The sequence below is a fragment of the Nesterenkonia rhizosphaerae genome (genome assembly GCF_039544555.1).
GTDB classification, from domain to species: domain Bacteria; phylum Actinomycetota; class Actinomycetes; order Actinomycetales; family Micrococcaceae; genus Nesterenkonia; species Nesterenkonia rhizosphaerae.
Window position 1 is genome coordinate 256,314 of the sequence record NZ_BAABLW010000007.1, and the last position, 19,963, is coordinate 276,276.

The 19,963-nt window shown below is 61.8% G+C and carries 17 protein-coding genes; 11 read left to right on the forward strand and 6 right to left on the reverse strand.

Going from position 1 to position 19,963, the window contains the following annotated elements; genetic code table 11:
• Positions 1-21: 21 nt before the first annotated feature.
• The 7 genes from ABEA23_RS06860 (at position 22) to ABEA23_RS06890 (ending at position 9,702) form a co-directional block, all read left to right on the forward strand.
• A complete protein-coding gene (locus ABEA23_RS06860; RefSeq protein ID WP_345477326.1) occupies positions 22-1,005 on the forward strand; it encodes a 3-hydroxyacyl-CoA dehydrogenase family protein in 984 nt (327 codons plus the stop codon).
• A 43-nt stretch (positions 1,006-1,048) separates the two neighbouring features.
• On the forward strand, positions 1,049-2,452 hold the full coding sequence (locus ABEA23_RS06865) for a GntP family permease (protein ID WP_425577204.1): 1,404 nt from the start codon (positions 1,049-1,051) through the stop codon (positions 2,450-2,452).
• 124 nt (positions 2,453-2,576) lie between these two features.
• Positions 2,577-3,863, forward strand: coding sequence for an extracellular solute-binding protein (locus ABEA23_RS06870; RefSeq protein ID WP_345477328.1), 1,287 nt, complete (start codon positions 2,577-2,579; stop codon positions 3,861-3,863).
• 217 nt (positions 3,864-4,080) lie between these two features.
• Positions 4,081-5,361 carry an extracellular solute-binding protein gene (locus ABEA23_RS06875; RefSeq protein WP_345477329.1) on the forward strand — a complete coding sequence of 427 codons (1,281 nt, stop codon included), beginning with the start codon at positions 4,081-4,083 and terminating at the stop codon, positions 5,359-5,361.
• 64 nt (positions 5,362-5,425) lie between these two features.
• Positions 5,426-6,334, forward strand: a complete 909-nt coding sequence (locus ABEA23_RS06880) for a carbohydrate ABC transporter permease (protein WP_345477330.1) — start codon at positions 5,426-5,428, stop codon at positions 6,332-6,334.
• 3 nt (positions 6,335-6,337) lie between these two features.
• Entirely contained in the window at positions 6,338-7,276 is a 939-nt protein-coding gene (locus ABEA23_RS06885) for a carbohydrate ABC transporter permease (protein WP_345477331.1), read from the forward strand.
• An 86-nt stretch (positions 7,277-7,362) separates the two neighbouring features.
• A complete protein-coding gene (locus ABEA23_RS06890) occupies positions 7,363-9,702 on the forward strand; it encodes a glycoside hydrolase family 3 N-terminal domain-containing protein (RefSeq protein ID WP_345477332.1) in 2,340 nt (779 codons plus the stop codon).
• A gap of 102 nt (positions 9,703-9,804) precedes the next feature.
• On the opposite strand, the gene ABEA23_RS06895 is transcribed toward ABEA23_RS06890, so the two are convergent.
• The 4 genes from ABEA23_RS06895 to ABEA23_RS06910 all read right to left on the reverse strand — a co-directional run bounded on the left by ABEA23_RS06895 (position 9,805) and on the right by ABEA23_RS06910 (position 14,379).
• Positions 9,805-10,485, reverse strand: a complete 681-nt coding sequence (locus ABEA23_RS06895) for a hypothetical protein (protein WP_345477333.1) — start codon at positions 10,483-10,485, stop codon at positions 9,805-9,807.
• A gap of 135 nt (positions 10,486-10,620) precedes the next feature.
• Positions 10,621-12,342 carry an ABC transporter substrate-binding protein gene (locus ABEA23_RS06900; RefSeq protein WP_345477334.1) on the reverse strand — a complete coding sequence of 574 codons (1,722 nt, stop codon included), beginning with the start codon at positions 12,340-12,342 and terminating at the stop codon, positions 10,621-10,623.
• Between the two features lie 49 nt (positions 12,343-12,391).
• Positions 12,392-13,405 (reverse strand): carbohydrate ABC transporter permease, encoded by a 1,014-nt coding sequence (locus ABEA23_RS06905; protein ID WP_345477335.1) that lies wholly within the window; start codon positions 13,403-13,405, stop codon positions 12,392-12,394.
• Entirely contained in the window at positions 13,399-14,379 is a 981-nt protein-coding gene (locus ABEA23_RS06910) for an ABC transporter permease (protein ID WP_345477336.1), read from the reverse strand. The genes ABEA23_RS06905 and ABEA23_RS06910 overlap by 7 nt, the downstream gene beginning before the upstream one ends.
• A gap of 152 nt (positions 14,380-14,531) precedes the next feature.
• Here ABEA23_RS06910 and ABEA23_RS06915 point away from each other — a divergent pair, with 152 nt between their 5' ends.
• From ABEA23_RS06915 to ABEA23_RS06930, 4 genes are all read left to right on the forward strand, one after another.
• Entirely contained in the window at positions 14,532-14,732 is a 201-nt protein-coding gene (locus ABEA23_RS06915) for a hypothetical protein (RefSeq protein WP_345477337.1), read from the forward strand.
• Positions 14,729-15,667, forward strand: coding sequence for a DUF6807 domain-containing protein (locus tag ABEA23_RS06920; protein WP_345477338.1), 939 nt, complete (start codon positions 14,729-14,731; stop codon positions 15,665-15,667). The genes ABEA23_RS06915 and ABEA23_RS06920 overlap by 4 nt, the downstream gene beginning before the upstream one ends.
• The gene (locus ABEA23_RS06925; protein WP_345477339.1) at positions 15,664-16,425 is read left to right on the forward strand and encodes a cupin domain-containing protein; all 762 of its coding nucleotides are present in this window, start codon (positions 15,664-15,666) and stop codon (positions 16,423-16,425) included. The genes ABEA23_RS06920 and ABEA23_RS06925 overlap by 4 nt, the downstream gene beginning before the upstream one ends.
• A 96-nt stretch (positions 16,426-16,521) precedes the next feature.
• Entirely contained in the window at positions 16,522-17,055 is a 534-nt protein-coding gene (locus tag ABEA23_RS06930) for a hypothetical protein (protein WP_345477340.1), read from the forward strand.
• Positions 17,056-17,149: 94 nt separating this feature from the next.
• Here the strand turns inward: ABEA23_RS06930 and xylB are convergent, their stop codons facing one another.
• Positions 17,150-18,613, reverse strand: coding sequence for a xylulokinase (gene xylB, locus ABEA23_RS06935; RefSeq protein ID WP_345477341.1), 1,464 nt, complete (start codon positions 18,611-18,613; stop codon positions 17,150-17,152).
• 101 nt (positions 18,614-18,714) lie between these two features.
• Positions 18,715-19,896: a xylose isomerase gene (xylA, locus tag ABEA23_RS06940; protein ID WP_345477342.1), complete on the reverse strand. Its 1,182-nt coding sequence runs from the start codon at positions 19,894-19,896 to the stop codon at positions 18,715-18,717.
• Positions 19,897-19,963 lie beyond the last annotated feature (67 nt).

Genomic DNA, 19,963 nt, shown 5'->3' on the forward strand with positions numbered 1-19,963 from the left:
ACCACCAGGAAAGAAGGAACCATGAGCAGAACTATCAACACCGCCACCGTCGTCGGAGCAGGTTACATGGGAGGCGGCATTGCCCAGAGTCTGGCATTGGCCGGTTTCACCGTGGAGATCGTCGACGTCGACGTGGACACCTCGCTGCGCGGGCTTGAGCGTCTGCTGGCCGAAGCCCAGGACTTCGAGGACCAAGGACTCTACCCGGACGGATCCACCGCGACCATCCGCAGTAACCTCTCCGCAGGCCGCACTCTGGCGGAGGCGGTCGCCGAAGCTGATTTCATCGAGGAGGCGGTCTTCGAGTCCCCCGAGGTCAAGCGCGAGGTCCTGGGGTTCATCTCCGAGCACGCCCGGCCGGATGCGATCATCGGCACCAACACCTCCACCATACCCGTGCACGTGCTGGCCCCTGCGGTGAAGAACCCCGAGCGCTTTCTGACCGTTCACTTCTCCAACCCCGCCCCGTTCATTCCCGGTGTGGAGCTGGTCTCAGGGGAGGCGACCTCTCCGGATGTCGTCGCCGCGGTCAAGGGCCTGTTGGTCCGCTGCGGTCGAGAGGGCGCCGAGGTTGCCGACACCCCCGGGATGGTGCTGAACCGCCTGCAGTACGCCCTTCTCAAGGAAGCCACCGCCGTTGTCGAAGAGGGCGTAGCCACCCAGGAGGATGTTGACACCATCGTGCGCACTACCTTCGGATACCGCCTGGGATTCTTCGGGCCCTTCGCCATCGCTGACCAGGCTGGACTGGACGTCTACGTCAACGGGTTCAGGACGCTTGCGGAAGCCTACGGCGAGCGGCTATCGGTCCCGACTCTCCTGAGCGAGAACGTCGACGCCGGACGGCACGGCGTCAAGAACGGGAAGGGGTGGACCGGCGATTTTGACGAAGAGACCAAAGCCGCCCTGATCGCCTACCGCAACAAGGCCTATGCGCGCATGGGTGAGCTGCTCCAAGAACTCGGCCCGGCGCCCAAGGGTCGACAAGCGGATCAGCAGAGTTGAAGGGGGCTTCTCCATGACCGCAGCAGATCTGCTCCCTGTGCTCATGTCTGAGGGAACGACGCTCAATTATGAGCTCGGCGCTGGAGCTCTGATCGCTATCGCGCTGGTGGCTATTGCCGTGCTGCTGGTGCTCATCGCCAAGCTCAAGATGCATGCGTTCTTCGCACTGGTACTGGTGGCCTTGGGCACAGCTCTGGTTGCCGGCATCGCCGTCGACGAGGTGCTCGATGTGGTCCTGGCCGGTTTTGGCAACACCCTGGCCAATGTGGCCCTGCTCATCGGCTTCGGCGCGGTGCTGGGTCGACTGGTGGAGATATCCGGCGGTGCCCAGGTGATGGCAGACCGGCTCCTGCGGCTCTTCGGGGAGAAACGAGCCCCCTTGGCGCTGTCGGTTGCTTCGCTGCTGTACGCCTTCCCCATCTTTCTGGATGCCGGTTTCATTGTGATGTTGCCGATCATCTACGCTGTGGCTCGGCGCCTGGGCGGCAGTTTCATGACCTATGTGCTGCCCTCTATCGGCGCTTTCCTGATGATGCATGCTCTCACCCCGCCGCATCCAGGCCCCACCGCCGCGGCGACCATCATGGGGGCCGATGTCGGCACGGTGCTGCTGGTAGCGCTGCTGGTGGGACTGCCGACCTGGTACTTCGCTGGATACCGGTTGGCTCTGTGGCTGGCCAAAGGCTATCCAAACTTTCCGGTGCCCTCGCTCTTCGGTGAACCCGATGTGAAAGACGAGTCGGAGCTGCCGTCTTTCTGGACAGTCATCTTCTGCCTGCTCTTCCCATTGGTGCTGATCTTCTACAACACCTTGTTCAACACTCTTGAAGCCACAGGAGCGGTCTCTGCGGATAACCCTGCCTATGTGCTCTCCCGGCTGATCGGACCGACGCCGATCGCGCTGCTCATCGCCACACTGACGGCGATGGTGCTGCTCTACCTGCTGCCTCGTCGCGGCACGCGGGGGATGGGCGAAGCGATCTCTCGCTTGGTCGACGACGCGCTCGCCCCGGTGTGTTCGATCATCCTGATCACCGGCGCCGGAGGAGCATTCGGCGCGGTGCTCACCGCCACCGGCATCGGCGGATCCGTGGCCGAGGGCCTGGATGCGATGGGATTGCCGGTGGTGCTGGCTGGTTTCCTGGTGGCAGTGGCCATACGGGTGGCTCAGGGATCAGCGACGGTAGCGGCGACGACGGCGGGCTCGATCATGGCTCCTTCTGTGGCCACCCTCGGACTCGATGGCTTTGCCTTGGCGGCGGTGGTGGTTGCCATCGTGGCAGGTGCCATCACCTTCTCCCACTTCAATGATTCGGGCTTCTGGTTAGTGGGGCGTTTCTGTGGATTCGACACGGTGACCACCCTGAAAACCTGGTCTGTGATCGCCACAGCAATCGGGGCGATGGCCTTCCTTCTGGCCTGGGGCCTATACCTCGTCGTGGCCTGATTCTCGGTTGCGGTCATTTCCTGAACAAATGTTCCCGGAGTGTTGACATATGTTCCAGCAGCTAATAGTTTCGCCGTAGCTCACAAGGCTGTGAGGAAAATCACTCTCCAGGAAAGGAATGGCGATGACGAATCGTCTGACACGAGGCACCGGCCCCCTGGCTGCTGTGGGTCTACTGGCGTTGACTGCCTGCGACGGAGGCGATGACAACAGCCCTAATGCCTGGGTGCTCAACGGGGGCGTGTGGCCCGTGGTCGAAGAGGACTTCGACGCCTGGGGTGAAGAGAACCCCGACCAGGCCTTTTCGGTGGATAGTTTCGCCAATGATGTCTACAAAGAGCGCATCCGCACTGCCGTCGGATCCGGAGAGGCCCCCACGCTGATCGTCGGCTGGACCGGAGGCACTCTGCTGGAGTACATAGACGGTGATTATGTCCTCGACATCACTGACGCCGTCTCGGGGCTGCAGGAGCGGCTTATCCCTTCAGTGGCAGACAACGGGATCATCGACGGGGCCACTTATGCGGTCCCGATGAATAACGTCCAGCCGGTGATCCTGTACTTCAATCAGGAGCTCTTCGATGAGGTGGGTGCGGAAGTCCCCTCTGACTGGGATGAGCTGCTGGAGGTGGTGGAGGTCTTCAACGACGCCGACATCTATCCATTCGCGCTCGCTGGAGGGTCAGTCTGGCCAATGCTGATGTGGTCGGCCTATCTCACCGACAGGATCGGAGGGCCGGAGGCTTTTGAGGCTGTGGTTGCGGGGGAACCCGACGCGTGGTCTCACCCGGCCATCATCGAAGCGATGGAGCGGATCCAGCAGTTGGTAGAAATGGAAGCCTTCGACCCGAACTTCGCTGCCGTCGTCGCTGACCAGAATGAGGATGCCCACATGGTCGCCGACGGCCACGCGGCGATGGTTCTTCAGGGATCCTGGGTCTACTCCCGTCTATTGGAGGAACAGCCGGACTTTGTAGCCTCGGGCAATCTGGGCTTCGCGCCATTCCCCGAAATCCCTGGAGGGCAAGGCGACCCGGCCAGTGTGGTGGGCAATCCCGCCAATTTCTGGTCCGTCTCCGCCGACGCTTCAGAAGAAGAGCAGGACGCGGCACTCGGATACCTCTCCGAGCACCTGTTTAACGATGAGTTCGTTGGCCGGATGATCGAGACGGGCAACATCCCGCCGTTGGAGGGGATGGATGATCAAATTGCGGAGTCTGAGGACAGTGAGTTCCTCGGCTATGTCTATGACTCGGTGCGTGAGGCGCCGAACTTCCAGCTCTCCTGGGACCAAGCAGTGGACCCGAGTCAGGAGCAGGCGCTGCTGGAGAACCTCGACCTTGTCTTCCAGGGCAATATCTCGCCGGAGGAGTTCGCCGAGCGGATGAACGAGACGCAGTCGGGAGCCTGAGTCGGGGTCTGGCTCGGCTGATCCGGCCAGCGGGCAGAAGTGATGCTGGCCGGATCAGGGCCTCCAGGTCCGCAGTGGCGCAAGACACATGTGTTGTTTGACACAGTCTTGGCTTCTATTTAGTCTTACGGAAAGACCAAATGTGGACCGCACCACACTCTCCCCATCGGCAGAAAGCTGCCGGAGGGTTTCTCTCCCTTGATGAAAGGACCGCGCAATGAAGCGTAAGAACTCCCTGAAGATGGGGACCGCGGGTGTTGCCGCGGCTTCCCTGTTCGCTCTTTCCGCCTGCGGCGGTGGCAGCGGCGACGGCGCTGAGGCATGGATCCTCACCGGCGGCGGCTGGCCGGCCATTCAGGAGGACTTCGATCGCTGGAACGAAGAGCACGAGGACCAGCAGATCTCTGTGGAGGCCATTGAGAACGACGCCTACAAACAGCAGATCCGCACCTCGGTCGGTTCCGGTGACGCCCCCACCATGATCATGTCCTGGACCGGTGGTGCGCTGCTCGAATACGTCCAGGAGGAACGGGTGGTTCCACTTGATGACCACGTCGTCGACCTGGAACAGCGCGTCCATGACGCGGTGTGGCAGAACGGTCTCGTCGATGGTTCCGTCTATGCCGTCCCACTCAACGATGTGCAGCCCGTGGTGCTCTACTACAACCAGGCAGTCCTCGACGAACACGGCCTCGAGCTCCCCGAGACCTGGTCTGACGTCGAGGAGATCATCGACGCGCTCGATGACGTCGATGACGTCGCCGCATTCTCCCTCGCCGGCGGATCCGTGTGGCCCGCCTACATGTGGCTCGCCTATCTGACCGACCGTCACGGCGGTGAGGGCGCGTTCCAGGCCGTGGTCGAAGGCGAAGAAGGAGCATGGGACAACGAGTCCATCCTCTTCGCCTTGGAGACCATGCAGGAGCTCGGCGAGAACGGCTTCATCGACACCTACAACTCGGTGACCGCTGACCAGAACGAGGACGCGCAGCTGCTGGCTGACGGCCGCGCGGCCTTCCTGCTGCAGGGCTCCTGGGTCTACGCCACCATCAACCAGGACTTCCCCGAATTCGCAGAGTCCGGCGACTTCGGATTCACCTCCTTCCCTGTCCTCGAGGATGGCGCCGGAGACCCCAGCAACATTGTGGGCAACCCCGCCAACTTCTGGTCCGTCTCCGCTGACGCCTCCGAAGAGGAGCAGGAAGTCGCCTTCTCCTACATCAGCGATCACCTCTACAACGATGAGACCGTCGATGAGATGCTCAACAACGGCTCGCTGCCGCCGCTGAACGACATCGAGGACCGGTTCGCCGGCACCGAGGCGGAGGACTTCCTGACCTTCGCCAATGACCTGGTAGCCAATGCCAACCACTTCCAGCTCTCCTGGGATCAGGCCATCAGCCCGGCAGAAGAGCAGTCGTTCGGAGATTCGCTTGCCCAGATCCTCTCTGGCGAGATCACCCCAGAGGAGTTCGTCGACCGGATGAACAACGCCTGAGACTTCTGACGCACGAGCACTGCCCCCAACAACCGAGACCAACGAGAAAAGTTGACTCTGCCTTATGACCACTGCTGCTGACAGCAGGGCCGACGGGAAGCGCCGTCAGGGACCCACGTTCCTGATGGCGCTTCCTGCGGTCCTCTTCTTTGCCATCTTCGCCCTCGTTCCCCTGGGCGGCGTCATCGTCTTGTCCTTCATGGAATGGAACCTGCTGGGCAGCCCAAGCTTCACCGGGACTGAGAATTGGGAGACCGTGCTCACTGAGCGGGACGCCACCTGGCGCTCCCTGCGGCTGACTGTGCTCTTCGTGATCGGCTCCTATCTGTTCCAAGCGCCGATCTCTCTGCTGCTGGGAGTTTTCATGGCCGGAGCACAGAAGTACCGGGCTCTGCTCTCAGTGTTGTACTTCCTGCCGCTGCTGTTCAGCTCAGTAGCAGTGGGTCTGACATTCCGGTCGCTATTCAGCCCCAACTACGGGCTCTCCGCAGCCCTTCCGTTCGAGTGGCTGCCCAACGATTGGCTGACCAACCCCGACATCGTCATGTTCGTGATGATCCTGGTGGTGGGTTGGTGCTTCATCCCGTTCCACGCACTGCTCTACCAGGCAGGCACCCGTCAGATCCCCACGGATATGTATGAGGCGGCTACCATCGACGGCGCCGGCCGTTTCAGAAAGTTCTTCTCCATTACGTTGCCTCAGCTGCGTTACACGATCATCACCTCCTCTACTCTGATGCTGGTGGGGTCACTGACGTACTTCGATCTGATCTTCGTGCTCACCGGAGGCCGCCCTGAATCAGCGGTGCGCATCCTGCCCCTAGACATGTACATCACTGGCTTCAGCTCCCATAACCTCGGCGATGCCTCGGTCATCGCGGTCATCCTGGTGGCAATCGGTCTGACGATGTCGCTGCTGCTGAACAAGATCTCCGGCTCCGCCAAGATGGAATCCGATAAGGCAGGTGCCTAACCCATGAGCCATACCGCTTCCACACACTCCCAGATGCCCGACGCCGGTCAGGCCCTGAACCCCGCTGAGCCCGACGGGGGAGTCAAAGGTGCGCCCCCGGTTCGGCGGAGCAAACCTGTTAAACCCAATGAGTCCCCGAACGTCATCGGCGGGGTGCTCGGCTGGATATGGCTGGCCATCATCATCCTGCCGATTTACTACATCGTCATCACGGCCTTCCGTACCAGCCAGGATCTGCGTTCGAACAACCAGCTTCTGCCCTCCACATCGCCCACCATTGCGCCCTTCCAGCGGGTTATCGAGAACGACTTCTTCCACTTCTTCTTCAACTCGGTGATTGTGACGGCAGCGACTGTGAGCGTTGTGCTCGCTGTTTCACTGATGGCTGCTTACTACATCACCCGATCGACCTCCTGGGGCGGCACCCGGCTGTTCCAACTGATCCTGCTGGGCATCGCTATCCCTGTGCAGGCCACCATCATCCCGGTCTACTACCTCATCCGGGAGCTGGGCCTATACGACACCCTCTGGGCGCTGATCCTGCCGCAGATCGCCTTCGCGATTCCGCTGAGCGTACTGATCATCGTGAACTTCGTCCGGGACATCCCGAATGAGCTCTTTGAGTCGATGCGCGTCGACGGTGCCGGAGAGTGGAAGATCCTGTGGTCATTGGTGCTGCCCATGTCAAAGCCCGCTCTGATGACGGTGGGGATCTACCAGGCCCTGCAGGTCTGGAATGGCTTCCTCTTCCCGCTGGTCCTGACCCAGTCCCGCGATGTGCGTGTGCTGCCGCTGTCCCTGTGGGAGTATCAGGGCCAGTTCGGCATCGACGTGCCCGCTACCCTTGCCGCCGTGGTTCTCTCGGCGGTGCCTCTGCTGGTGGCTTACATGCTCGGTCGTCGGTACATCGTTGCGGGTCTCACCGCAGGATTCTCCAAGTAGTTCCGAACATCCCGCTGATCCAACCGGCTGTGGCGGGCAGGTCTGCGCAGAGATGCGCGGCGTGTACATGTGCTGAAAGGAAAGAAATGGCTGATCGTGTAACCGGACCGTGGAACGACGCCGCCCTCCCGGTGGAGGAACGGGTGGAGGCCCTGCTGACGCAGATGACGCTGGAGGAGAAGGTCTCCCAGCTGGGCTCTCACTGGGAGATGCGCGAGGATAACGAAGCTCAGGGTGAAGTGGCTCCCATGGAGGATGCCATGTCCTCCGGGAAGCTCCCCTTCGACCGTGAGATCGTCGACGGGGAGGGCCACCTGACACGCACCTACGGCACAGTGGCCCTCACGGTGCCCGAGGGCGCCGCGCTGCTGCGCGAGAGACAAGCCGCGATCATCAACGCCAACCGCTTCGGCATCCCCGCCATCGCCCACGAGGAGTGTCTCACCGGCTACACCGCCTATCAGGCCACCGTCTACCCCACCTCACTGGCCTGGGGGGCGACCTTCAACCCGGAGCTGATCGAGGAGATGGCCGCTGCCATCGGTCGCGATATGGCCGCCACCGGAGTCCACCAGGGTCTGTCCCCGGTGCTCGATGTGGTCCGCGACGCCCGTTGGGGGCGCGTCGAGGAGACGATCGGCGAGGACCCCTATGTCATCGGCACTCTGGCCACCGCCTACGTCAAGGGCCTGCAGAAATCAGGGATCATCGCAACGCTGAAGCACTTCGCTGGTTACGCGGCATCCCGAGCCGCACGCAATCACGCCCCGGTGCACATGGGGCGGCGGGAGCTGATGGACCTCATCCTGTTCCCCTTCGAGATGGCAGTCTGCGAAGGCAACGTCGGTTCGGTGATGAATTCCTATGCCGACATCGACGGCGAGCCCCCGGCTGCATCCCACTGGCTGCTCACCGAGGTGCTGCGCGAGCAATGGGGCTTCGAAGGCACAGTGGTGGCCGACTATTGGGCTGTCGCCTTCCTGGAGAAGATGCATCGCGTCGCCGCCGACCAAGCAGAGGCAGCCCGCCTGGCAATCACCGCCGGCTTGGACATCGAACTGCCGCACACCGGCGGCTACCGCACACTGGCCCAGCAGGTCCGCGACGGCCTGGTCGAGGAATCCATCATCGACCGTTCGGTTCGCCGGGTGCTGCGCCAGAAGGTCGAGCTGGGCCTGCTCGATGAGGACTGGGAGCCTCAGATCGACGAGTCGGTCGAACTGGACTCCGAGGACAACCGCGCACTGGCCCGTCGGGTTGCCCAGCAGTCCCTGGTGCTGCTGAAGAACGACGGCGTGCTGCCCGCGCCCGCCCAGACACTGAGCGGCAAGCGGATCGCCGTCGTCGGACCCTCCGCGGATGAGCCACGAACCATGATGGGCTGCTACTCCTTCCCCAACCATGTGCTGGCCAAGTACCCGGCAGGAACCTTCCCGCACAAGGGGATTGGGGTTCCTATGCCTTCCATCCTTGAATCTCTGGAGAAGGCCTACGACGGCGCCGAAGTCACTCATGCCTTCGGTGCGCCGATCACAGAGTACGACGAGAGTCGCATCGGTGAGGCAGCTGAGGTCGCTGCGGCAGCGGACCTCGCAGTGGTGACTGTTGGAGATGTGGCAGGCATGTTCGGTGCCGGCACTTCCGGCGAGGGCTGCGATGTGGAGGACCTCAAGCTTCCCGGTGCCCAGCAGGAGCTGGTGGAGGCCGTTTTTGCAACCGGCACGCCTGTGGTGCTCGTGGTGATCTCAGGGCGTCCCTATGCGCTGGGCGGTATCGCTGAGCGCTGCGCCGCCGTCGTTCAGGGTTTCTTCCCTGGAGAAGAGGGCGGGCCCGCCCTGGCTGACCTGCTCACTGGCGCTATCGAACCCAGCGGACGGCTGCCTATCGGGATTCCGGTGCATCCGGGCGGCCAGCCAGCAGGCTATATTGCTACACCGTTGGGCCAGAACAGCTCTGGAGTCTCCAACCTTGACCCGACTCCGCTTTTCCCCTTCGGCCACGGGCTCAGCTACAGCAGTGTTGAGTACCGGGAGTTGTCGCTCGCCGCGGAGGAGATCGCGGTCGACGGGACTGTGGAGGTCACCGCTACGGTGGCCAACACCGGACAGCGGCCCGTGAACGAGCTGGTTCAGCTGTATTTCGGGGATCGTCACGCCTCCGTGGCACGTCCGGTCCGGCAGCTGCTGGGCTATGCGCGGGTGGAGCTGCAACCGGGGGAGAGCCGCAGCGTGCGCTTCAGTGTCCATGCTGACCGGTTCTCCTTCACGGGAGTGGACTACCGGCGGATCGTGGAGCCGGGCGTCATTGACTTGTGGGTCGGCCCCAGCGCAGGGGAGCTGCCGCTTGCCGCAGAGCTTGAGCTCACCGGTGCGGTGCGTGAGATCACCGGTGAACGGGCGCTGACGACTTCGGCGGAGCTCGTCTGAGCTGACGCCTGACAGCTTAGAAAGGTGTGGCCCGGACCATCAGGTCCGGGCCACACCCGTCTGCGTATGAACTACTGGCGGCATACTCACTTTTGTGAGTGGTTAGGAGAGGGAGGCCGTCCTCTGGGAGCCGTCCTTTGTCACGAGTCCCTGCTGAATCTGCACCATCATCGGCAGAGCGGTGCGACCCAGCAGCAGTAGCAAGAGCGAGGCCATCAGCACCGCGACCCAGTCTGAGAAGACTACGACGATGGCGCCTGCCAGGATGCACAGCGAGATGATCCCCAGGGCAGCAACCGGTGCGGAGGCCGTTCCGTACATGGCCACGGTGAACAGGTCCCGGGTCCGGAAACTGAAATGACCGATGATCACCAGCAGTGCGATAGCCAGAATTCCTCCGGCAGCTGCGACGACCGCACCGCCCAGGATGAAGCCGAACTCCACCTGAGCAAAAGCAGCATTAAATGCTGCCAATGCGGCAAGCACCACGGCTGGAGTCCACACTGTCAGGGACTGGCCGAGGCTGTCGGCCCATCCCTTCCAGAAACGCAGCCATGGCACAAGGTCATGGTCAGCGCGCCAGGCGTACACACCGGCGGTGATCGCCGGTCCGAAGAACAGCGCGAAGAAGGCATAGAGCGGAATATTGCTGGGGTCCTGTTCGAGAAAGAAGATCCCCAGCAGCGCTGGCAGTACAGCAAGTACAAATGCTGCCTCGATCACCAACAGCCGGTAGACGAAGTTGGTGAGCTTTGTCAGCGGGCCTTCACGTTCGGGATTCATGAGTCCTTTCGTACCATGATCTGCGCTGCAACGGGAGGAGATCTCGCTGCAGCGTGCAGTGGAGGGGCCCCCGGCCCGACCGGAATGTCAACCCGTCGGACCAGGGGCCCCGATCAGCATCAGTTCAAGGAGAGATCAGTCGTCGATATCTTCCTCGACACCGATACCGGCCTCCTTATGGCGCTGGTAGGCCTCATTGTGCAGTTCGACGAACTGTGCCAAGCCAGCACCTTCGAGTTCGGCGACAAAGTCGTCCCACTGGTCCATAGAACGGTTACCGACAATGAACTCGGCAACACGGGTGTTGGTAGTGTCACGCAGCGAGTTCTCGGTCAGCGAGGCCTGCTCAAGCTCCAGTTCGTTGAGCGGGCGAGGCGGTGCCACCGGCTGGACCTCCTTAGCTGACATCTTCTCGCGGAACTCCACCACTTCTTCGCGGGCCATGGAGTCCATCAGGTCGATAGAGGAGCCGTGTGTCAGCATCCAGACGCCGTTGTGGAAACCGTAGTCCACGTTCAGCGCCTCAGGCGCGCCAGGGTTGAGGTTGTTGATATCAATGTTCTCGTTGAGAACACGCTGTTCTCCTTCGCGTTCAAAGGTCTCACCTTCGATTCCCCACTTGGCGTATTCCAGTCCTTCATCGGAGTAGTAAAGCCAGTCGAGGAACTGCAGCAGCGCAATGAAATTGTCCTGTTCTGCAACGTCCGATGAGAGCACTAGGCCACCCCAGAGCTGGCCGCCAGCTACGTTATTGCCAGCAGGACCAGCAGGAACGGGAAGAAGACGCACCTCCCAGTCGTCATCGCCGACTTCTTCGATGGAATCCCGGTAGGTCAGAATCTCTTGGTCATTGGCGAAAACGGCCGCTGACTGGCCGGAGGCGAACTTCTGGATGGCCTGATCATCATCCTGGATCAATGATTCGGAGTCCAGCAGACCCTCCTCCACCAGCGAAGCGAAGTAGGCGACCATATCGCGGAATCCCTCGGTTGCCGGGGCGTAGACGAACTCATCAGCATCGGCGTCGTAGTACATGCCGTCACTGAAACCCCATCCAGCCTGGGTGCCGAAGTTGGCTGCCGCTTGGTTCAGGGTCGCATTCATCTCCCAGCGGTCGGAGTAGGGGATCATATCCGGGTACGCTTCCTGGACTCCGCGCAGCTGCTCGGCGAACTCATCCCAGGTTTCGGGGTCGTCATAGCCCAGCTCATCCCAGATATCTCCGCGCACAGCGATGCCGTACTCGTACAGCGGCTGCTCCTGGATGCCGGGCAGAATATAGAACTTGCCGTCTTCCTGGTAGAGACCGTCAAAGTCGCCCTGCAGATTCCAGGCATCGATCTTTTCGGTGAGGTTCGGCATGTACTGCAGGTAATCACTGACCGGCAACAGGGCGCCTCCGGCCACGAACTGGGTCTCATCCCCGGGCATGAAGATCGGGATGAAGTCGGGAGCGTTTCCGGCGCCGATGACTAGCGAACGGCGATCCTCCCAATCAGACAGCGGAGCGTTCTGCGTGGTGAGTGTGACATTGTGCTCCTCTTCCAGATAGGTCAGGAAACGCCAATCCGACTGGATCGGATAGTTGGGGTGATCGCGATAAAGAAGCGAGAACTCCACCGGCTCGGTCGCCACGAAACTGTCCCCGGCACCGAAATCCTCCATCGCTCCCACGCCGACAGCGTCCTCATCCACGGGTTCAGGCTCATCTGATCCGTTATCGCCTCCTCCACCCCCACAAGCGGAGAGGGTCAAGGCCGCAATCGTGAGAACCGCTGGCAGAGCATATCGACGTCGGCGCGGCGTCTTTGCCGCTGTAACCGCATCTCCGGGGCTGGCACCGGACTTGGTGTTCATGGTGTGTCCTTTCATAGGTGAGTGAGTGAAATGTTGGTCTGGTGGTGTCTCATTGTTTGACCGAACCGAGCATGATGCCGCGCACGAAGTAACGCTGCAGGAACGGGTAGAGACAGATGATCGGCAGAGTGGTCAGCAGCATGGTGACTGCCCGGACATTTGCGGCGATCTGTGTTGATTCACCAGGATCTCCGCCGAGGTCCTGGGTGCCGGTGGCACCAGCGAGTAGATTCCGCAGATACACGGTGACCGGATAAAGCTCGCGCTGATCCATATAGAGGAAAGCCTGGAACCACGAGTTCCAGAACTGCACTGCGTAGAAGAGGACCATGGTGGCGATCACCGCTTTGGATAGCGGTATGACAACCCGCCACAGAATGCCATAGGTGGTCAGTCCATCTATGGCGGCTGCCTCCTCCAGTTCGGTAGAGAAGTTCTCAAAGAAGGCCTTCATCACCAGCAGGTTGAAGATGCTGATGGCGTTCGGCAATACGATCGCCCAGATGGTGTTGGTCATACCCAGTGAATTGATCAGCACATAGTTAGGGATCAGGCCACCATTGAAGAACATCGTGAAGACAGCGACGCCGATGAAAAAGCTGCGGCCTTTGATGTGTCGCTTACTTAGTGCATAGGCGAAGGTGGTGGTGAGTATCATCGCGATCACTGTGGCCAGCACCGTGTAAACCACAGTATTGGCGTAGTTGCGCCAGAACATGGGGTCGCCCATCACTACTTCGAAAGTGGTGACGTTGAATCCACGCGGGATGATGTTGACCTGGCCGGAGTTGATGTAGCCCTCGGAGGAGAAGGACTGCGCCACGATGTTGAGGAACGGATAGAGAGTCACCGCGCAGATCAGGACGATCGCTATGCCATTGACGACTCGGAAGACCGTGTAGGACTTCGAATCTTTGATCTTGGTGGACTGGGTGGGGGTTCCCCGGCCCAGCCGTCGCTTGGAGTCCGGCTGGCCGGCCTCCGGCTCCAAACCTGCGGCTTCAGCAGTGGGCGCAGCCGGAACGTTCGGCGGTCCGGGCGTAAATCCGTGAGTGGTCACCATAGTGAGGTCCCCGTCATTCTGCGTGCGGTGTAGTTGGCGGAGAGGATCAGAATCAGGCCGATAATTGCCTCGAAAAGACCGATCGCCGTGCCGTAGGAGAAATTGCCGTTGCTGATGCCTAGTCGGTAGACGTAGGTAGCGATGACATCACCGGTTTGGTAGATCAGCGGGTTCTGCAGCAGCAGGACCTTTTCGAATCCGACGGCCATAAACGTGCCGATATTGAGAACAAGCAGCACCACCATGGTGGGCATCAGACCCGGGATAGTGACATGCCACATCTGTTGCCAGCGATTGGCGCCGTCGATCCGGGCGGCCTCATAGAGCTGTGTATCGATGGTGGTCAGTGCTGCCAGGTACAGGATGGTTCCCCAACCGACTGTCTGCCACACTTCGGAGGAGATATAGATCGTGCGGAACCACTCAGGCAGGGCCATGAACTGGATCGCCTCGCCGCCAAACGACCCGATGACCTGATTGATGGTGCCGTTGATGGAGGTTAGCTGCATCACGATGCCTGCCACGATCACGATTGACATGAAGTGCGGCAAATAACTGATGGACTGAGCGATGCGCTTGAACTTATGACTGCGCACTTCATTGAACATCAGCGCCAGGATGATCGGCAGCGGGAAGCAGACCAGAAGTGTCAGCCCGCCCAGGATCACCGTGTTCCAGAAGACTTCCCAGAACTTAGGGTCGTTGATGAACATCTGGATGTAGTGGAAACCTACCCATTCGTCACCGAAGATATTGGACCCCGGTCGGTAGCGGCGGAAGGCGATGACGTTGCCAGCCATGGGCAGGTACCGGAAGATCAGCAGGAACACCAGGGGGAGCAACAGCAGGCTATACAGTCTCCAGTCCTTGCGGAGGTGGTGACGCCAGGTGTCGGTGCGAATGATTCTGCTGGGCGGCGGTGCCGCGGGCGCCGGCGGCTGGGTGCTGGCAGGCGTACTACTCGTAGTTGTCATGGACCAATCCCTCGTTTGTGAGCTGAATCACAGCAAGCGCTTACCTGGACTGTAGAGGGGGCAAACTGGCTGGTCAAGAGATTCTGATGATTTAAGTCACATCGTGACGCAAAAGTGATAACGTGATCCCAGTCACACCACAAGGGGGTCTAATGTCGCGCGTCAGAATGGGTCTTATAGGTGCCGGAGGCATCGCTACCATCGCGCATCTTCCAACATGCCAAGCCCCAGCCAGCTACTTGCGATTCGACTTCCAGGACGCCACTGTGGAGGTGGAACACCACTACGGATACGACAACAGCTTCTGGCGCTGGACCCCGGCACCCCACCTCTACGGAAGGCAGAACGGATGAGCGCAGCATTCCAGGTACACCAGCAGGGAGACGAGACGGCCGTCGTCGTCGGCTCCACAGAGATCCTGCGGTACAACACCAACCCTGACTCACCCCAGGAAGAGGCCCCTAAGCCGTATTTGTTCCCGCTGCGCTTCACCGATGGTGGTGAAGCCTCCATCCGCCGTCCCTGGGATCATCGCTGGCACACCGGACTGCAGTTCACCTGGTCACACGTAGAGGATCAGAACTTCTGGGGAGGTGCTTCCTTCGACACTGAGGCCCAGTGGTATGTCATGAAAGACAACCTTGGAACCATGAAGCACCTGAACTTTCATCAGGAACCCACAGGTGGGGACGAGGTGGTCTTTGACGAACAGCTTGATTGGATCACTGCTGCAGGGCAGCGCTGGATGGATGAGCATCGCGTCCAGCGCGTGCACTCAGTTCACCCCGGCGATGAAGCAGGACGCGGCGGTGTCTGGGCGGTTGACCTGAATACCACGCTAACAAATGTTCGTGGCTCAACCATCCGTCTGGGAAGCCCGACGACGGCCGGGCGACCCGCTGCCGGGTATACCGGTTGGTTCTGGCGCGGCCCGCGCGCGTGGACCGGATGCAGTGTGACCTCATCCACCGGTCTTAGCGACGAGGCCGAGATCATGGGCACCGAGGCGGAGTGGGTGGCGTTCAGCTCGCAGCACGATGATCTCGACGGCGGCGGCACGGTGCTGGTCTACTCCGGTACCAGCCGCAGCGAGCACACCGACGTCCCTCCGGTGAAGTGGTTCACCCGCACCGGCACGTTCGCTGTGGCCAGTCCCTCCCCGGCATTCGACCAGGAAATCCATCTTCCTGCTGACGGTGTTCTGCAGTTGAACCATCGCTTCGTGTTCATTGCCGAGACGCTCGAAGGTCAGGAGCTGCAGCGTCGGGCCGAGGAGTTTCAGCTGTGAACCACCAACCAGTGACCGATTCACGATCGGGTCAGGACTCACGCTCCCTGCCGGACTTCCCTGGCGGCACCGCTGTCAGTCACCTCTGCGTCTACGACTGGGAGACTGCCGACGGCCTGCACGGCGGTTCACCCCATCTGCACACTGTCTCCACCGAGGCCTACGTGGTCACTGCCGGTCGCGGCGAGGTGCACACAATCAGTGCGGAAGGACCGGCGCGCGATGCGCTGGCACCTGGTGCGCTGCTGTGGTTCACCCCCGGGACCATTCACCGGCTGGTGAATATAGAAGGACTCGAGCTGGCAGTGGTGATGTCCAACGCCGGGCTTCCCGAGGCGGGGGATGCGGTGTTGACCTTTCCGGAGGAGATCGTGGCTGACCCGGAGGCCTACCGGGCGGCCGTGGCACTGCCAGCCGAAGGCAGCGAAACTGAACGCGCCGACGCTGCGCGGGCGCGCCGTGACCTGGCACTTGAGGGCTACCGGCAGCTGCTGGAGACCATCGAAGCGGAGGGCTCTGGGGCTTTTGACCGGTTCCGGCACCATGCGGTCAATTTGGTGCGGCCGCGGATTGCCGAGTGGACTGAAATTTTCGAGGCCAATGTGGGCGCAGAGACCGAGCGGGTGCGTTCTACTCTCGCTGCCCTGGCTCTGGGGGACGGCAGCCATCTTGACCAGGCGAGAGTCATCCGAGGCCAGCCCCGCCCGCAGCCGCGGGTATTCGGCATGTGCGGTCGGCTACAGACGTGGACCGCTTGACACCGGAAGGGCTGCTGAGGAGCACCTTCGTCTCGAAATCGTCACAATCATCAGCGGCTACTTCACAATGCCTGCCCCGCCTGACACGGTAGGGCTGTGAATCCGAGCAGACTGTCCTCCGTCCTCCTCAGCGCAGCTGTCGTGCTGCTGCTGGCCTCCTGCGGGAACGCCGGTGACGCCAGCGCAGACGACAGCCCGGGCACCGATGCCCCGGGCGACGGCATCGATGCCCATGTGCCCACTACTTCACCGGCGGAGCCGGATGTGACGGAACTCCCCGGCAGCGAGGACGTGCCGAGCATCCCCTTCCCCGAGCAGGATGCGGAACTGGTCGAAGAGATGACCAGTGAAGTCTCCGGGGCTTGGATGGAATACGAGGTGCTCTCCGAGACGCAGCTGCGTTTTCTCTCCTGGTCTGGCAATCAGGCATGTTACGGCCAACGCTATGAGCTTCAGGAGACCGCGGAAGAGGTTGCCGTGGCCATCATCACCGGCTGGCGATCCGACGCCGCAGATGTCTGCACGGAGGAAGCCCTGGCCATTGCCATCACAGTTGACCTTGAAGAACCGCTAGGGGACCGTGAGGTTGTGGAACTTGAGGACCCTGAGCTGAACACTCAGCAGCCTTGAGCCGGATCAGGACAGCTCCGCCACAGGCCTGGTTCGGTACAGGTCTGATCCGGTACCGGCCTGGTTCGGTACCGGTCGGCGCGTCGTCTCAGCGTCAGCTGCGCTCTGCGAACAGATGGCGGCGTGCGGCATAGGCTTCCCGCACATGCCGGGCTGGTTCGGCAGTGAAGGTCTGCACCGCTGAGGTTGTCCACTGCGGGGCAGTATCAGAACCGGAGAGCACCCAGGCAGCCTGACGCGCGGCGCCGTCGGCCACGTACTCTCCGGGCTCGGGAACCTGAATCTCGCGTTCGAAAATAGCCGGCGCGATCTGTTGGACAGCCGCTGAACGGGCTGCACCACCGATGAGCTGGATGGAGTTCACCGGCACACCCAATGTGGTCATTGCCTGCAGCCCATCAGCCAGTCCACACAACAGCCCCTCCACGGCGGCGCGAGCCACGTCCTGAGGGTTCATGGAGGCTAGCGAGAGGCCGATGAAGCTGCCTGTGGCGTGTGGCAGGTTCGGGGTCCGTTCACCTTCCAGGTAGGGGATCAGGCTCAGTCCGTGAGCTCCAGGCTCAGCAGCCAGGGCGAGGTCCGCCAGGCCAGTATGGTCGACCCCCAGCATTCGTGCTGCGCCGTCGAGCACCCGCGAACCATTGAGGGTCACTGCAAGTGGAAGGAACTCGCCGGTGGCATCTGCGAAGCCGTTGATCACCCCGGCCGGGTCCTGGATGGGCTTCGGTGAAACGGCAGACACGACGCCCGAGGTGCCGATGGAGATGGCCACATCTCCGGTGCTCATGCCCAGGCCCAGGGCTGCTGCGGCATTGTCACCAGCGCCGGGGCCCAGCACCAGGTGGCCCCAACCGCGGGCCGCGTCACCTGTTCCGGCCTGCTCAGCAGGACCCAGTACGCGCGGCAGGATGATGCTCCGGGCCTGATCCTCGCTGATGCGGAGCGCGCGGGCCAGCAGGTCGTAGCGGTACTGTCCCTGGGCGGTGTCGTAGTAGCCGGTGCCGGAGACTTCAGAGCGGTCAGTGGTGAGGTCCTGCAGGGCCGCGGCACCGGAGAGCTTCCAGGTCAGCCAGTCATGCGGAAGTGCGACCGCAGCCACGCGCTGTGCGTTCTGCGGCTCGGAGTCGGCCAGCCAGCGCAACTTGGTAACCGTCAGCGATGCCACCGGAACAGAGCCGGTCATCTGGGTCCAGGCGGCAGCACCACTGTTGACAGCCTCTGGGCCGGTTCCGGCGCTGTACTCGGCAATCAGCGCCTCTGCCGCATCAGCAGAGCGGGTGTCATTCCACAGCAGCGCATCCCGGATGACCTCGCCGTCGGCGTCCAGCGCCACCAGCCCGTGCTGCTGACCCCCGATGGCTGCTGCGGCGACGTCGTGGAGTCCTCCGGCCTGCTCAATGGCGAGCAGCAGCGCATCCCACCACGCCTGCGGGCTGACTTCGGTGCCCTCAGGGTGTTTGGCAGATCCCTGCCGCACCAAGGCTCCTGTCTCCGCCTCGCGGATGACCACTTTGCAGGACTGGGTGGAGGAGTCGATGCCGGCTACGAGGGTCGTCATGGTGGATCCTTTCAAGACGCAGAAGCTCGGGTGGACAATTTGCTGCGCGATGAGCGCCGAAGAACGTGCAAATTGTCCACCCGAGCCAGGGGGATGCGAAATTAGCCGATGAGGTGCTTCATCGCCAGCTGGTTCAGCTTCACGAAGCCGAAGTTCCGCTGAGCTGCCTTCTCGGCGTCGAACTCCTCGTAGGCGGACTTGTCCGCCAGGAAGTCGGCGAAGGATTCGCCCTGGCCCAGAGTGGACTCGCCGAGCTCGAAGACACCGGATTCCTTGAACGCAGCCTGCACCTCGGGATCCTGGCGGTAGGTCTTGGCCTTCTCAGCCAGCAGGGTCACCATCTCCACGTTGGCCTTCGCGGAGTCCCAGATGCCGTCGACGTAGTCGGTGCGGGAGGGCTTGTAGTCAAAGTGCAGCCAGCCGTCGTACTTCGGTCCGCCGCCGGGGAAGCCGTTGACCAGCAGGTCCACGGTGAAGAATGCGGAGGTCAGGTCGCCGTGACCGAAGACCAGGTCCTGGTCGTACTTGATGGAGCGCTGGCCGTTGAGGTCAATGTGGAACAGCTTGCCGGCCCACAGCGCCTGGGCGATGCCGTGGGTGAAGTTCAGGCCTGCCATCTGCTCGTGGCCGGTCTCCGGGTTCAGGCCGACGATGTCGCCGTTGTCCAGCTTGGCGATCAGCCCCAGCGCGTGGCCGATAGTGGGCAGGAAGATATCACCGCGGGGTTCGTTGGGCTTGGGCTCCAGTGCGACCCGGAGGTTGTAGCCCTTCTCCTTGATGTAGGCGGCCACAGTGTCGATGCCCTCGGCGTAGCGTTCATGAGCTGCGTAGAGATCCTTGGCACCGTCGTACTCGGAGCCTTCACGGCCGCCCCACATCACGAAGGTTTCGGCGCCGAACTCAGCGGCGCGGTCCACATTGCGCAGCAGTTTGCGGAGGCCGAAGCGGCGGATGGAGCGGTCATTGGAAGTTAGGCCGCCGTCCTTGAACACCGGGTGGGAGAAGGTGTTGGTGGTGATCATCTCCACCTTCAGGCCCACCTGGTCAGCAACGTCCTTGAACTTGGTGAAGTACTTCTCCCGCTCGGTCTCATCGGTGCCGAAGGGGGCGACGTCGTCGTCGTGGAAGGTCACGCCTGAAGCGCCGGCTTCCTTGAGCTTGGGCAGGTACTCCCACGGGTCGAAGGCCGGGCGGGACGCCTCGCCGAACTGGTCACGCGCGGTCCATCCAACGGTCCACAGGCCGAACGAGAATTTGTATTCAGATGATGACGTCGCTGCCATAGTGGTCTCCTGAAGAGTCGAGGTCAGGGCCGCCCGCTGATGTGACGCGGCCCTCAATTTGTTTCTA

Bases quoted from the DNA above. Each gene is read 5' to 3' on its own strand.
- ABEA23_RS06860 (WP_345477326.1), top strand. From the start codon at position 22: ATGAGCAGAACTATCAACACCGCCACCGTCGTCGGAGCAGGTTACATG.
- ABEA23_RS06865 (WP_425577204.1), top strand. From the start codon at position 1,049: ATGTCTGAGGGAACGACGCTCAATTATGAGCTCGGCGCTGGAGCTCTG.
- ABEA23_RS06870 (WP_345477328.1), top strand. From the start codon at position 2,577: ATGACGAATCGTCTGACACGAGGCACCGGCCCCCTGGCTGCTGTGGGT.
- ABEA23_RS06875 (WP_345477329.1), top strand. From the start codon at position 4,081: ATGAAGCGTAAGAACTCCCTGAAGATGGGGACCGCGGGTGTTGCCGCG.
- ABEA23_RS06880 (WP_345477330.1), top strand. From the start codon at position 5,426: ATGACCACTGCTGCTGACAGCAGGGCCGACGGGAAGCGCCGTCAGGGA.
- ABEA23_RS06885 (WP_345477331.1), top strand. From the start codon at position 6,338: ATGAGCCATACCGCTTCCACACACTCCCAGATGCCCGACGCCGGTCAG.
- ABEA23_RS06890 (WP_345477332.1), top strand. From the start codon at position 7,363: ATGGCTGATCGTGTAACCGGACCGTGGAACGACGCCGCCCTCCCGGTG.
- ABEA23_RS06895 (WP_345477333.1), bottom strand. From the start codon at position 10,485: ATGAATCCCGAACGTGAAGGCCCGCTGACAAAGCTCACCAACTTCGTC.
- ABEA23_RS06900 (WP_345477334.1), bottom strand. From the start codon at position 12,342: ATGAACACCAAGTCCGGTGCCAGCCCCGGAGATGCGGTTACAGCGGCA.
- ABEA23_RS06905 (WP_345477335.1), bottom strand. From the start codon at position 13,405: ATGGTGACCACTCACGGATTTACGCCCGGACCGCCGAACGTTCCGGCT.
- ABEA23_RS06910 (WP_345477336.1), bottom strand. From the start codon at position 14,379: ATGACAACTACGAGTAGTACGCCTGCCAGCACCCAGCCGCCGGCGCCC.
- ABEA23_RS06915 (WP_345477337.1), top strand. From the start codon at position 14,532: ATGTCGCGCGTCAGAATGGGTCTTATAGGTGCCGGAGGCATCGCTACC.
- ABEA23_RS06920 (WP_345477338.1), top strand. From the start codon at position 14,729: ATGAGCGCAGCATTCCAGGTACACCAGCAGGGAGACGAGACGGCCGTC.
- xylB (WP_345477341.1), bottom strand. From the start codon at position 18,613: ATGACGACCCTCGTAGCCGGCATCGACTCCTCCACCCAGTCCTGCAAA.
- xylA (WP_345477342.1), bottom strand. From the start codon at position 19,896: ATGGCAGCGACGTCATCATCTGAATACAAATTCTCGTTCGGCCTGTGG.